16 protein-coding genes are annotated in these 13,568 nt (G+C 38.0%); 11 read left to right on the top strand and 5 right to left on the bottom strand.

Annotated features, from left to right (window positions below):
* Window positions 1-23: 23 nt before the first annotated feature.
* From GQ61_RS02685 to GQ61_RS02675, 3 genes are all read left to right on the top strand, one after another.
* A complete protein-coding gene (locus GQ61_RS02685) occupies window positions 24-1,298 on the top strand; it encodes a pyruvate dehydrogenase complex dihydrolipoamide acetyltransferase (RefSeq protein WP_085783819.1) in 1,275 nt (424 codons plus the stop codon).
* 50 nt (window positions 1,299-1,348) lie between these two features.
* On the top strand, window positions 1,349-1,894 hold the full coding sequence (locus tag GQ61_RS02680; RefSeq protein ID WP_085783818.1) for an RDD family protein: 546 nt from the start codon (window positions 1,349-1,351) through the stop codon (window positions 1,892-1,894).
* An 86-nt stretch (window positions 1,895-1,980) separates the two neighbouring features.
* Window positions 1,981-2,622 carry an RDD family protein gene (locus tag GQ61_RS02675; protein ID WP_085783817.1) on the top strand — a complete coding sequence of 214 codons (642 nt, stop codon included), beginning with the start codon at window positions 1,981-1,983 and terminating at the stop codon, window positions 2,620-2,622.
* 6 nt (window positions 2,623-2,628) lie between these two features.
* On the opposite strand, the gene GQ61_RS02670 is transcribed toward GQ61_RS02675, so the two are convergent.
* Window positions 2,629-2,982, bottom strand: a complete 354-nt coding sequence (locus GQ61_RS02670; protein ID WP_085783816.1) for a hypothetical protein — start codon at window positions 2,980-2,982, stop codon at window positions 2,629-2,631.
* 157 nt (window positions 2,983-3,139) lie between these two features.
* On the opposite strand from GQ61_RS02670, the gene GQ61_RS09155 reads away from it, so the two are divergent.
* From GQ61_RS09155 to GQ61_RS02660, 3 genes are all read left to right on the top strand, one after another.
* Window positions 3,140-3,307: a hypothetical protein gene (locus GQ61_RS09155; RefSeq protein WP_157111124.1), complete on the top strand. Its 168-nt coding sequence runs from the start codon at window positions 3,140-3,142 to the stop codon at window positions 3,305-3,307.
* 99 nt (window positions 3,308-3,406) lie between these two features.
* The gene (locus GQ61_RS02665) at window positions 3,407-3,925 is read left to right on the top strand and encodes a hypothetical protein (protein ID WP_085783815.1); all 519 of its coding nucleotides are present in this window, start codon (window positions 3,407-3,409) and stop codon (window positions 3,923-3,925) included.
* 465 nt (window positions 3,926-4,390) lie between these two features.
* Window positions 4,391-5,269, top strand: a complete 879-nt coding sequence (locus tag GQ61_RS02660) for a LysR family transcriptional regulator (protein ID WP_085783814.1) — start codon at window positions 4,391-4,393, stop codon at window positions 5,267-5,269.
* Window positions 5,270-5,303: 34 nt separating this feature from the next.
* Here the strand turns inward: GQ61_RS02660 and ppa are convergent, their stop codons facing one another.
* Together ppa and GQ61_RS02650 are read right to left on the bottom strand one after the other, a co-directional pair.
* Window positions 5,304-5,831, bottom strand: coding sequence for an inorganic diphosphatase (ppa, locus tag GQ61_RS02655; protein WP_085783813.1), 528 nt, complete (start codon window positions 5,829-5,831; stop codon window positions 5,304-5,306).
* A 483-nt stretch (window positions 5,832-6,314) separates the two neighbouring features.
* Entirely contained in the window at window positions 6,315-8,198 is a 1,884-nt protein-coding gene (locus GQ61_RS02650) for a hypothetical protein (RefSeq protein ID WP_085783812.1), read from the bottom strand.
* Between the two features lie 197 nt (window positions 8,199-8,395).
* On the opposite strand from GQ61_RS02650, the gene GQ61_RS02645 reads away from it, so the two are divergent.
* On the top strand, window positions 8,396-9,196 hold the full coding sequence (locus GQ61_RS02645; protein ID WP_085783811.1) for a hypothetical protein: 801 nt from the start codon (window positions 8,396-8,398) through the stop codon (window positions 9,194-9,196).
* Between the two features lie 511 nt (window positions 9,197-9,707).
* On the opposite strand, the gene GQ61_RS02635 is transcribed toward GQ61_RS02645, so the two are convergent.
* Complete coding sequence (locus GQ61_RS02635; protein WP_085783810.1) at window positions 9,708-9,965, bottom strand: type II toxin-antitoxin system prevent-host-death family antitoxin; 258 nt, start codon at window positions 9,963-9,965, stop codon at window positions 9,708-9,710.
* A gap of 189 nt (window positions 9,966-10,154) precedes the next feature.
* Here GQ61_RS02635 and GQ61_RS09150 point away from each other — a divergent pair, with 189 nt between their 5' ends.
* The 4 genes from GQ61_RS09150 (at window position 10,155) to GQ61_RS09145 (ending at window position 12,954) form a co-directional block, all read left to right on the top strand.
* Entirely contained in the window at window positions 10,155-10,487 is a 333-nt protein-coding gene (locus tag GQ61_RS09150) for a hypothetical protein (RefSeq protein ID WP_157111123.1), read from the top strand.
* Between the two features lie 116 nt (window positions 10,488-10,603).
* The gene (locus tag GQ61_RS02625; RefSeq protein ID WP_198157382.1) at window positions 10,604-11,167 is read left to right on the top strand and encodes a DUF1877 family protein; all 564 of its coding nucleotides are present in this window, start codon (window positions 10,604-10,606) and stop codon (window positions 11,165-11,167) included.
* A gap of 240 nt (window positions 11,168-11,407) precedes the next feature.
* The gene (locus tag GQ61_RS02620; protein ID WP_085783807.1) at window positions 11,408-12,793 is read left to right on the top strand and encodes an AlbA family DNA-binding domain-containing protein; all 1,386 of its coding nucleotides are present in this window, start codon (window positions 11,408-11,410) and stop codon (window positions 12,791-12,793) included.
* Complete coding sequence (locus tag GQ61_RS09145; protein WP_157111122.1) at window positions 12,790-12,954, top strand: hypothetical protein; 165 nt, start codon at window positions 12,790-12,792, stop codon at window positions 12,952-12,954. The genes GQ61_RS02620 and GQ61_RS09145 overlap by 4 nt, the downstream gene beginning before the upstream one ends.
* A 160-nt stretch (window positions 12,955-13,114) precedes the next feature.
* On the opposite strand, the gene GQ61_RS02615 is transcribed toward GQ61_RS09145, so the two are convergent.
* Window positions 13,115-13,312, bottom strand: coding sequence for a hypothetical protein (locus GQ61_RS02615; protein WP_085783806.1), 198 nt, complete (start codon window positions 13,310-13,312; stop codon window positions 13,115-13,117).
* Window positions 13,313-13,568 lie beyond the last annotated feature (256 nt).

Genomic DNA, 13,568 nt, shown 5'->3' with positions numbered 1-13,568 from the left:
AACTATTTAACGGGGATCCGACAATGCCTATAAAAATCCTCATGCCGGCGCTTTCACCGACTATGACCGAGGGTAACTTAGTTCGTTGGTTAAAAAAAGAGGGAGATAAAGTATCTCCTGGAGATCTACTCGCCGAAATTGAAACAGATAAAGCCACAATGGAAGTTGAAGCTGTTGATTCTGGGAATTTGGCGAAGATATATGTAGCTGCAGGCAGTGAGAACGTTAAAGTTAATGATTTAATTGCTGTTCTGTTGGAAGAGGGTGAAGATGCTTCAGCATTAAAGAACATCAAAATAGAGACTGCAAAACCAATTGCTGCTTCTGCTCCGAAACCGACCTCAACACCTTCTGCACCAGTTAACCAAGCTGTTGCTCAAGAAATCGTTCAACCTCAAAGATCACAACATTCTGAAAGAGTCTTTGCCAGTCCTTTAGCGCGGCGCGTGGCTGAACAAAAAGGAATTAGTCTGAATACTGTGCAAGGTACTGGTCCTAAGGGACGAATCGTTAAGGCTGACGTGGAGAAATCTACAGGTAAATCGATTCCTCAATCAAAAATTTCTAGAATTCCGCAAGGTCCTATCATTGCAAGTGATGGAATGTTCCCAGCTTATGAAGAAGTAAAATTAAGCAATATGCGTAAGGTAATTGCACAGCGTTTAACAGAATCAAAGCAAAATGTGCCTCATTTTTATCTAAGTGTTGATTGTGAGATCGACGCTTTGTTGGAGGCCCGCCAGGAAATCAATGAGGACTTAGAAAAAGAAGCCCGTATTTCAGTGAATGACTTTATTATCAAAGCTTGTGCTAAAGCTCTTACGCAAGTTCCAGAAGCCAATGCAACTTGGGGTGAAAGGCATATCAAAATTTTCCAAAGTGCTGATATTTCTATGGCTGTAGCAATCGATGGGGGGTTAGTTACGCCCATCATTCGTGAAGCTCACAATAAATCACTTTTTGAGATTAGTACCGAAGCAAAACAGCTCATTGTTAAAGCAAGAGCGGGTAAACTTACGCCTCAAGAATTTCAGGGTGGAACTTTTAGCATTTCTAATCTTGGGATGTATGGAATTAAGGATTTCTCAGCAGTGATTAACCCTCCTCAGGGTTGTATTTTAGCTGTAGGAGCTGGAGAAAAACGTCCTATTGTGAATAAAAATGGCCAGATTGAAGTAGGAACAGTTATGACTTGTACTTTGTCTGTCGATCATCGTGTTGTGGATGGAGCAGTTGCTGCAGAATTTCTTCAAGCCCTTAAAAAATTAATTTCTACTCCGGTGTTAATCTTTATTTAAATATATTGTCCTTAGAATAGGGTAGGAGAAACCTTATTAGGGGGGCACCCATGAAGAAAAAAGTCGCTGCAAAAGCCAAAAAAACCGTGGCTAAAAAGGCAGTCAGGGCTTCTGTTAAGTCAGCGACTGTTGTCGCTGCAAAAAGAGCTGCTGTTGTCTATGCAGGTTTTTGGCGCCGTTTAATAGCATTCGTTTTAGATATAGCCTTGTTTAAGATCTTAACTTTATGGATGACAATTCAGATTTTGGACAATCTCTTCAAGTGCATGGCAACTGGAGGACCCGTCTTCAGCCATTGTTCACAAGAATTAGGGCTCTTTGTCGTACAGTATTTTGCACTTTTAGCTCTCTATTTTTGCTTCCAGTTATCTTCTCAATACCAGGCTACATTTGGCATGAGAGCTCTGGGCTTAAAAATCACGGACCTTAAAGGACAAAAAATTACCTTTTTGAAGGCCTTTGGCAGATTTTTTATGATGTTCATCTTATTGATCTTGTTTCCACTTCTGGTTTTGGCCTTTTTACCGGTGCTCTTTACCAAGAAGAGACAAGCTCTTTATGACGTGTTGACTGATACAATTGTTGTGAAGAGTTGAAGTAAAAAAATGCTCTCCTTAGGAATTTAAGTCCTTAAGGAGGTAGTAACGTAAACACTCCCTGGAGAAGGGAAGAGGAGGATGTTGTGGTTCAAAAAAAGACAAAAGCAAAAAAGAAAACAGCTAAGAAAGCAGTAAAACAAACTACGAAAAAAGTTGCAAAGAAAGCGGTTAAACAAACAGCTCGTCAAGCAACAACATTAATGAGTCGGCCTATTAATGTTGCACCCAAAATTGGAGACAAAAAAATGTCAGTGCATTACGGTGGATTTTGGATTCGGTTGGTAGCATTTTTTATTGATCGTATCGTTCTAGGAGCTATTGGGTTTGCTTTAGGGGTAGTGCTCATGCCTATCATGATGGTTGGTGGGGGAGGAACGATGACAATGACTGAGGGCAATCAGATGATGACAGCATTTGCTGGATCAAGCGCGCTTATGGGAATGGGGTTAGGCGTGCAACTGATTATTTTGATCGTTGATGTCCTCTACTTCTCACTTTTGCAAAGCTCTTCATGGCAAGCAACCATAGGTATGAAAGTTTGTGGTATAAAAGTTGTTGGCCTTGATTATCAAAGGATTAGTTTTCTAAGAGCCCTGGGAAGGTATGCAGCTAGTATTCTTTCAGGCATTATTCTGATGATAGGGTACTTGATGATTGCCTTTACAGAGAAGAAACAAGGTCTCCATGATAAACTAGCCGAGACCTATGTTGTTTGGAAAAGCTAACGACTCTTAATCGTGGCAACTGCGGCGTACACCAATCCCTACGGTTAGTGAACGCCCAGTATCTTCAATGAGATAAGAACAAACATCCTTGAAAAATTCAGGGACAGGTGGGTGGTAAACAGGTTCAATTTCGGTCACTGTCATAGTTGTTGTTGGATTAATTGTCGTGTCTCCAACAGTTGAGAATAACTCATAAATTCTTCCATTTGATATATGTCGCAATTTGCCTGTAGACATCATTTCTTCAAAAACTACTCTTACCTGATCACCGCTTGGGCATAGGCCAGGTTCAATTTCAGTGGGGCGATGACAGGCACAGAGAAGAAGGAGGGACGATACTATAAAACTTTTCTTAATCACGTGAATCTCCACATTTTTTTATTTGTTACAACTGTACCTAAAATTAGTTCTTAACGCAATTTGCATTATAAAAAATACTGACAAACTATTGTGTGGTATAATATTTTTAGGGGTGATTCTTGTTTAACGACGCAAAGGAGGACAAGAAGTATTTCAAATGTTTCGCGAAACTTCCATTACATCTCTGGGTAGACAAGAAGGGATTGACTCGATATCGGTGCGCATTGTCTCTTGCTATGATCGTCGTGGACCAGAACGTTTGCATATCTTTGATTATCGTCACTTACGACGACCTGAACACTTGTGGACACTTATACGTCAATAGATTTTCAACTAAAGTTTTATCTCATAAGCTTAGCCACTTGATTTTATGAAAGACCAGTGTTAGCAGTCTTTATAGATTGATGATTGAAAAGGATTTGTGATGCAGCGATATGCAAAATCTTATAAGAATTTGTTAGTTTTGAGTGTGATAGTACTTACAGCTTGCTCTTCGAGTTCCGATAATGAGATTGAAACAACAGAAATGCCAGTGGTGGCTCAATCACCATTAGAAGGAATTTCTGCACAAAATGTGCAAATGACTGCCAATAGTTGTCGTTCACAGGTGGAGAATTTATGGCAAATGCGCGCCCAAGTGCCTCGTGAACGGATTCGGGAATTTCACATTGCTGTCGGAAGAGCTTCTGAATCTTGTGATAAACTAGATCATTTTAATAAGCAGCTCGCAACGGCTTCTCAACAAGAATATATTTTTAAACAAAACCTTTCCATGGCTCAAACTGTGGCGCAGGGACAAGCGTTAATGCCAAATCAGGTAATGCTTGGAGAACGTCAGGAAATAATAGGAGCTCAACCTTTAAATGACGATGAGCAAATGTTGTATGATCAAAGCTATCATGAAGCTAATGATTCTGGGAATCCATTGAGTTTACAAAAATAGAGAGAGTATTTAGTTTCTATTTTAAATAAATAGTTGCTCAAATTGAAAAACATCAAGACTAACACTTGACAATTGAACAGTCAGGAATTAAATGTATGAAGTAAATTACCTCATAGGCACGATTGTGAAAAATATTAAATTAGAAATACCCTGTAAAAATCATTCCGCAATGTAATTTGTGTTGAATTGTATCAATATATCAATTTGGTGAAAATATATGAAAACGATTGTTTTGGAAAAAAATTGCTTTAATCACATTACGTATTTAGTTGCTTATTAAGTCCTCCCTCTAATTTTTCATATTCTACTGTAGTTGATCTCTCGTGGTCCATTTCAACTGGCAAAATTCGTCAGAATGATTTAGAGATGCTTTTAGGTTTCTAAAAATGAGATATAAAAAAATTCTTTATTTTTAAAATTAGTATATATATATGGATGAAATGTCATTAACGAGTTGAGAGTATCATGGATTTAGAAAAACTTAGAGTCTTTTACATTGTATCTATGGAGGGAAGTGTATTACGCGCCTCCTATAAGTTAAATATTGCTCAATCTGCCGTCAGTCGTACCATTAGTCTTCTTGAGGAGAGTTTAAAAAGCAAGCTTTTCATCCGTAAACATCAGGGAATGGTTTTAACTGATACAGGAAAAATTCTTCTGGATAAAACTCTCGATATTTTAAAGTTGTCGAGAGAAGCTGAGCAAATGATTGAAGACTTTAACAAAAAGCCCCGTGGAAATTTACTTGTCTATTCTACTGCTGGTTTAATCAATCATTGGATTATGAAGTTTGTACCAGGGTTTTTGGAAGCTTATCCAGATATTAGCTTGATTTTGCATGGAACTTCTAATCTTACTTTAGAAAACAATGAGGCTGATGTTTGTATCGGTTATTTGCCTGAAGAAGAAGCATCTGACTTGGAGACCGTTTATTTAACAACTTTAGTCCATCGTCTGTATGCTAGCAAAAAATACATTGATAAGTTTGGTAAGCCGAAAAGTTTTGATGATTTGAAGAACCATCGACTCTTAGCATATTCATTAAGCAATCCCAGTGCTCTGAAAAATGCTGATTGGCTGTTTGAAAAACTAAAGAGACATAAGCCTTATTTGCAAATCAACTCGGCAGACGGATTAATTCGCGCCGTAAAAGATGGATTGGGCATTGCTACTCTAGGTGAAAACGTTATTCAAAGTGATAAAGACGGTTTAGTGGAAATTTTGCCAGAGTATGGTGGTCAAGAGATTAATCTATATTATTATTATAGACCTCATATGAAATATTCCAAGCGAGTATCAAGTCTTGCGGATTATATTCTTGAAAATTTACCAACAAAAAAATAATACCCTGATTGAAGCAGCTTAGCAGTTAAATCTGTTAAGCTGCCTTTTTATTGAAGCAACCAAGAATAAGATCTGTTGCTTCTTCTGCTGAACCCCATCTCAAAATCTTAACCCACTTGTTTGATTCCAAATCCTTGTAATGCTCAAAGAAATGTTGGATTTGATGTAATAGAATATCAGGCAGATCTTTGTAGGATTTGATTGTGCTGTAGTAAGGGCTTAATTTGTCTATTGGTACGGTTAGGATTTTTTCATCCATGCCCGCTTCGTCTTCCATAAATAAAATACCAATAGGTCTCGATCGTACAACTGCCCCCGGAATTACAGGAATTCGGCTTAACACTAAAGCATCAAGGGGATCGCCATCTTGCCCCATGGTGCCCGGAATAAACCCATAATTAGCTGGATAGACCATAGCGGTATGTAAAAAACGATCAACAAAAAGAGCGCCAGATTCTTTATCGATTTCGTATTTTACAGGGTCTCCTCCCATGGGAATTTCAATAAAAACATTAACGTCCCAAGGCGGATTTTTGCCACTGGTAATTTTAGATAAATCCATTATCGATCCATTTTATTAATAGAATGAATGACTATTAAGATAATTAAGCGTTTAAATCAATTCTTTTTAACAAAAAGACAAAATTATTTATTACTGTCTTCTTTCAGATCCATACATGATTCAACCATGGGTGTGTAGTAGTCGGCTTTTTTAAGGGCAAGTTGCCTTTCTTTCCAGGATTTTACTGAATGATGAGTAGAAGGAAGGCTTGTTTGTATACTTGCTTTTTCAATAGAAGGGCGTTGACTTTTCTTCAGATTCTGATGGCTGAAATAACTAGCGTTAAAGAGAGCGTTCCTAGAACTAATACTGAATGTCTCATCGATGACCTGGTTATGTTCTAGAAATGTAACGATAGAAGATTAAAGCCATTTTAACAAAATGGAAAAAAATAGTGAAAATTTGCATACGGTCTTGGTTTTAAAAAGAAAAACCCGGATGAGTGAATCATCCGGGTTTTTCTTTGATAGAGCATGTCTCTTTTTATTGAGCAGGGGCGAGAAAAGCACCTTTTTTCTCAATTGTAAGTTTATGGGGAACCCACTGACCTGATTCAGGGTCATACATACGTTTCGTACGATAAGTACCCAACTCTTTTTGCTTTTTGATGCGATCAGAGCGTCTTGGTTCTTTTGAGGAAGGTGTCATCTTTTCCTCAAGGATAGGAGCAACTGTATTGTTTACCTTTTCAATAACCATCTGACCTGCACTTGTCACGATGCTATCCGCTGCTTTAATACCAACGTCTTTGTAATAAAGGCTGATAGTATTACGCAACAGTTGCTTTGGATTGAGATAGCCAAGCTTCTCCATACCCCATAATATCCAATCACCTGAATGTAATGATTTTTTCATGTCTTCAGATAAAAGATTAGGGACATAATAGGCATATTCCTTAGCCATGGAAATGATTCCAGCTGCGTCTACGTTTGAAGCCTGTTCAGTCAAATACTCAGCTACATAGTCAGCAGTTGGTACCACAACCTTAGCAATCAAAATGTTTGAAACCAAACGATTGATCGCCATGGATACGAGAGGCGTTGTAACACTTGCTACACCAACATCAAATGTTAGCCAGCCTACAGTTCTCAAACCTTTCCAAGCATATGAATGCCAGAAAGCATTGGCGTTCGTCTTGTGAATAAGAGCATCTTGGTCAAAAATCCAATGTGCCTTTGGGCTTAAACGGAAAATGTTGAGCTCAGCTTGCTTTAAATCTTGAGGATTTTCTAAAAGCTGATTCCAAAGGACCTGTAAAGGCTTCTTCTTCATCGCTGTATTTTCTGCAATTTCAGCAATTTCTTGTAATGATGCTGCTTTACTTGCAGGGAAGAGTTTCTTGATTTGTCCAAGAGCACTTTGAGATAATCTATAGCCCCAGTATGAAAGACGATCAGTGACCGATTCAGCCGATGCGGCAGCATATTGATAAAGAAATGCTTTGATTCCAGTTTGAGTGGGATGTTCAAGGATTTTAGCTAAAGCAGCATGGGCCGAAGACTCAGATTTATCAATGACTTGTTCAATGATTTTCTCGCCCATCACATTACCAAAGTAACGCATTAAAGGAAGAACGCCATCAATCAGTACTTTGTCTTTAATTTGTCTTTTATAGCCTTCGTGAAAAACACCTAATAACAAGGCATCCAAAAGGAAGGAAGCAGCTTTATAAACTTTTGATTCATGATAGTGGTGGCTGCCATCGATAATTCCTGCATCATGAAGCGCGCGATGTGTTGTTGGATGATATTTAAAGAGAAGCTCCATTGATTCTTCAAATGGCACTTGATTGTTTAATACAACTTCCAAGAAGGCCTTTGGGTTTGCTTTAAGTTCAGCATCAGCCTTTTCTAACCAATCAAGGCCAGCTTCAAGGTCATAGTGTGACGACGAAGGTGCGTAATGAGGTTTTCTTGGATCTTCTCCGTCATTCAGTTGATCTATTTGGATCGCAATTTCATTCGTGCTGTGATCAGGAGCGGGAATTGAGAGTGGAGAAGCAATAGTCTCAGTTGATTCCATGAGTTGATCAAGTTGTATCACGACTTCTTCTGGGGTCTGAGTAGGCGGTACAATTAGAATTTGAGGTGCAAAAGGATCTTCTCCAGGAATTTTTTCTTGGGTTTCACGGCTTGCAAACATTAACTTGTTCATATCGATAACCACTCGGTCATCAATTTGAGATTTGTTTTTGCCATAAGTTGGCATCATAAGGCCAGGGTGAGAGCGAGTTAATATAGACTCAATCTCCAAACCATGATGTCCAGAATCTTTAGCGAGCACTGGTGACAAAGCCCCAGCAGAATATGCTAATAGAGTAACAACACTAACTGTTGTTCTTAGGTTTTTTGACAATTGAATAATCATAATAAACTCACAAAATAATTAAAATTTTAAATATAAAACATACCTTTATCGTTCTGTTCATTTAAGTATTCATTTCAAGTATTCAAGGATAATAATAAGAGTTTGTCAAAAAACAACTTTAACGGTCTTATTGAAAATTTTAGAAAGACAACCATTTAAAGATAATAGGTATGTGAATTTTATGGAGTTTTAAGGGTATGAGTACGATTTTTAAGTCAAAGTACGCCAAAATGATGGCTGTCGCAGTTCTTTTATTATCTGGATTAAGCCAAGATCTATTAGCTTCTCGGACAAGAGCCTATGATGACTGGAAAGGGGATCGCGTTTCATCCAGACAAGTAGCTACACGTGGAGAAATTGTTTCATATCGATCCACGACGAATTCCTTTGATTTGAGTGATGATGTGCCTTTAAGCCAAAAAGCTTTGAACGTTGCAAAACGGGGTGGTGCGATGTTAGGGGATTTTGCAGGTGAAATGGCCTTTAATATGGTTCAAAGCTATATATTCGTTGGCGCAATTGAATATGGCTTGGATTTATGTACTGGGATCCCAGGAAGCAATGCCCTTGTAGCACACATGATCTATCGTTTAACCGATACGCTCTTTGTAAAGAAAGCATTTCATAAACAAAATTCCGAAGACACGATCGCTTCTCGTTTAATTCGTGGGGGAAGCATGCTTGTAGCCGATTTTATTGTTAAAGAAGTTGTTGATGGAATAGATTTTGTCGCTGCTGTTAATGGAGCGACTGCTGTGAGTGAGATGGGGAAAGAAGCAGGTAAAAGCGGCGGATGGTTTTTTGGATCTCAAGTCCAAGCAGAAATTGAAAGACATAATGTTGGGGTCGTACGTAGCACAATTAACTATGCAAAAGATAAGCTTTGGGGAGTTGCGCAATCGGGATACATCGGCAGCGCCCTTGTGAACAGCTTTTATAGTCTTAAGTCAACAGGAACTTCTACCGTTTCCAAGATAAAGGGTTGGTTTGGTTATTAAAGCTTGCGCTTTATCCTGATAAAATAAAGGCTCAGACTTTTTGAAGAACGTTGTATCTTAGGATCACTACGTGCGAGGGATAACATTTTTTCGATTAGTATTTAAAGCGTCAAGAAATTCCTCAAGAAGCTTTTTATAGAAAGCTTGTGGCAGTAGACCATATACAACTGTTGATATATCTCCTTTACTCGTTATGCGCAGGTCTGGGCCAGGCCAAATAAACCTGTTAGCTTCGGAAAATATAACCCAAGATTTCTCTCCATCTAGCCCAAGACGCCGTTTGGTTTCAGCCGGTATCTCAAGAGAGAAGAGAGCTTGAGAAGGGCTTGGTGGAGTGTGTGAAATAGGAAGTACTGTTACAATATCATCGTTCTCTTTATTTTGAGTAACTATAATTACTGCACAAGGACGATCCTTGACTCCTTCTTCCTATCCGCGTAAAAACTCTTCTTTCCATAAATAGGAATAACGAATAACCTGCGCGTTTTTGGGCTTAGGAAAGTCCACCGTCTTATTTGCTTACTTCGTGATTAAATGCCTCTGCTTCAGCGGGCGCTTCAGCAACTTTAAGGACAGCAATATCTTCCGTAGTGAAATCCTGAAGGCTCATCACCTGACGGTCACGTTTTTTAAGGCGATGATATTCTTCAACCGACATCAAGACCAACCGATCTCGACCTTTGTTAGAAATCGTTACAGGTGCAGCAATCGCTTTATCTTGAACTTCCCCCCACTTACGTTGGCAGTCAGCGGATGAAAAACTAAACATATTAAATCCCCTTTGTTCATATATGTATTATATGTATATTACATGAAATATGTAAAGAGTTCAATAGTAAATTATGAATTTTAAGAAGAGGAGAAGGAGCCTCAGAATCTAAAGGTTAAACAGTACTCTATCATTTGAATCTATCTATAAAAGCTTGCGTTTAACTGAGTCCATTATTAACATTAAAGTATGACTTGCTTTAATCATTCAAAGAAGGACTCTGTTGGGAGTTGTAAAAGTTGTGGCAGAGCTCTCTGCCATGCCTGCATCGCTCCAGGGTTAGACTCAATCGCTTGTAAAAACCGTTGTGAAAATCAGGTGCAAGCACTTGACGGCTTTTTAAATAAAGCCGTCATGAATAAATATAGCACAACCGTTGTTGGACAAGCGGCTGTCACAGTGATGATGGCAGGTCTTAGTGTTCTGTTTTGGAACCTTGAGCTCCCTGGATTTGCTGTTTTTTTGTTAGTGTTAACAGTCATTCTTGGCTTTAATACTTATCGTTATTACAATAAGAAATAATCATGATTAAATTATCTCGACACTGTCGAGATAATTTAGCCTGAGCCATTTTGAGAAACGGATATCCGTTCTTAGTTTCTATGGCTTAAGCAGATATGAAAAAGGAGCATGTAACGATGAGTATGATTATCAACTTCTACCCAGTTCCTGACGAACTAACACAACAAGTTGAAAATAAATCTACGTCTATTATTAACTTGGCAGATTACGTGCAAAAAAAATTTTTAGATGATGAAGATCAACATAATGATCATCTGGAGCTTTATTATCATACATCTTTTGCAATCATTGAGAGACTCTATAACGCTACAATTAATACTGATGAGCAGCTTCCAGTGCTAGGGTTCCAGGACTATTCTAATGAAGAAGCAGATGAGCTATTAAGTGACTATGTTACATATTCAGCAGGATATTTGACTCATGAAGATGTTAAAAAATTTGTGAGTAAATTAGGAACCTTATCCTTTGATGATTTGTGGAAACAAAGTTTGGGTGAGGATGCTCGACAAAAGTCTTCCCTTGTGAACTCAATTGAAAAGGATTTAGGCGTTTCCGCAGAAGAACTCCTAGAGCAGAGCGATATACTAAAAGAATATTATGATAGCTTTGTAGATTTTATAAAGAATATAACCACGATAGGACTTCAAAAAAGATTGGGCTTGTTTATATCCGTTGATTAAAATTAAATCAAATCCTATTGCAAAGATTTCATTTAATATTTACTTAATGTTGAGACAAGCATGCCGTGTTCAACGAAATCACCTGGAAAACCCAAGACTTTGAAACTACCAAAAAAATAATCGGAAGGTTTTCAGAAGCATCCAAGAAACCCCCAAAATCAAGGGTATCTTGGCTTTATTCATAAACGTGATATGGTAAGATCATGCAAAATGTGGCCTTAAGCGATACAGTTATTGAGTATGGATATTTTTAATCTTCTCTCTCAGCTCGAGGGTAAGACTCTTGAATTTAAGAGAGACTTATCTTCCTTAAAACCAATTCTTAAAACTGTTATCGCTTTTGCTAATACAGCAGGCGGGACTCTCCTCATTGGACGTTCTTCTGATGGAGATATTGTAGGCATTGATGATCCCCTTAGCGCTGAAGAGAAGCTCGCAAACTGTTTTTCTGATAATATAGCGCCCTCGTTAATCCCCGATATTGAATTTATAACTGCTAATAAGAAAACCTTGCTGCTTATAAAAGTCGCTCACCAGCCAGGGCCGTTTTATTTAAAAAGTGAAGGTACTCCAAGCGGGATTTATATCAGGTTAGGTTCCACTTCAAGAAAAGCAAGTCCTGAAATTGTGGCTGAGCTTCAAAGGTCCTATTCAGGCCTTTCTTTTGATCAATTGCCGTGTGCCAACCTTACAGAAGAAGCTCTAGACCCTACAAAGATCAAAAATTTCCTATCTTCACTTGGAAAGAAAAATAAACGGGCACTTTTAGAAACTTTAGGGATTGTTCTACCTGTCTCAGGAAAACACTTCATTTCTAATGGGGGCATAATTCTTTTTGGAAAGGAAAAAAAACGGTCAAGACATTTTCCAGAAGCTCAAGTAACCTGCGCCCGCTTTAAGGGGGTTGATAAAAGCGTTTTCATTGACCGCCAGGTTTTAGAAGGAACAATCTTGGAAGCCATTGATCAGGCTTTAAAATTTATCCAAAGAAACACGCGTCTGAGTTCTCAAATTGGGTCCTTACATCGTCAAGATCTATCTGAATATCCTGAGATCGCTATTCGAGAAGTGCTTATCAATTCAGTCGCCCATGCTGACTATTCTCTGGGAGGACGTATACACCTCGCTATTTACGATGATCGTTTAGAAATTCAGAATCCAGGTATGCTGCCTTTTGGACTGACCCTTGAAGACTTTAAAGCGGGCATCAGCCGTATTCGTAATCGTGTCATTGCCCGAGTTTTTCGTGAAGCTAAATTAATAGAAGAATGGGGCAGTGGATATAGCCGTTCAGTTGCTTATTGCAGAGAGCACCTGTACCCTGAGCCAGAATGGCAAGAGATTGGCTCAAGTATAAAGGTAACTTTCCACCCTCACCCCGTTTTTATATCTAATGTCCCTGTAAATGTCCCTGTAAATGTCCCTGTAAATATCCAATTAAATGAACGTCAACTCTGGTTTCTGCAGAAAATTGCTCATAATAAAATTGTCCGCTCACCTGATATAGCACATCATTGGAACGTGAGCGAAAAAACAGCAAAAAGAGATATTGCTGAACTTCAAAAACATAAGCTCGTAGAGTTTAAGGGAAGCCCTAAAAGGGGAAGTTATATTATAAAAAAATGAAAATAAAACATCTCACACAGGATCTTTTTGAAGTAATTAAAACCCATATTGATGCCACTGCAGAATGGAATCAAGAGAGTGAAAATATCGAATTAAATTTCCCCAAAGAGTTCTTAGAAATTCAAGAGGACCTTGAGATTTCTTCAGAGCAAACCTCTTAAAATATAATAAAAAATCTAGAACAGCAAAGCAGTGAACAAGCTCCCACTAATTATTCGCCCCATTTTGAGGATTTTTAAAAATTAGGTGGGGTACTTTTTCTACCTCTGATGGAGATTATTCTCAATTAGTCGATAACACTTTGGACTGTATAAAGCTTCATTATGGAGCATCAAAACTGACACTTGTAAAACTTATAAATGATAAAATTGAATTACTTAATAGACTTCCAAGAATTTTATATTTTTTAAAATAAACGAATGATTCTCCAGAAGCTTTACAAGCAGCTATAAAGGAAACAGATAAAAAAGTGAGAGAGGAAAATAGAGGGGAATTTCTTCTGCCAAGCATTTTTGACATATTACAATATCCCCAAGCTTTTCTATTATTTGATGCATTTTATTTAACTTACCCACTAGAATGTACTAACAGCAAGTTCACGTTGCATTTTATCAGGGAAGGTTCGTTATCGATAGATTTTCTAGCACTTCAGAAGAAACTAGCTTCTTAAGTCCAATTTTTTCTAATCTTACAGTAGACAAGAATTATGAATACTTAAAAGACTGCATAAAATTTTTAAATAATCTTATTTCATATGTCTACGATTGGCATAACT

Origin of the sequence: Candidatus Nucleicultrix amoebiphila FS5, from assembly GCF_002117145.1 — a bacterium.
Lineage (GTDB): Bacteria > Pseudomonadota > Alphaproteobacteria > Caedimonadales > Nucleicultricaceae > Nucleicultrix > Nucleicultrix amoebiphila.
Note: the sequence above shows the minus strand (reverse complement) of the source record. Positions and strands in the feature narration are given on the sequence as shown.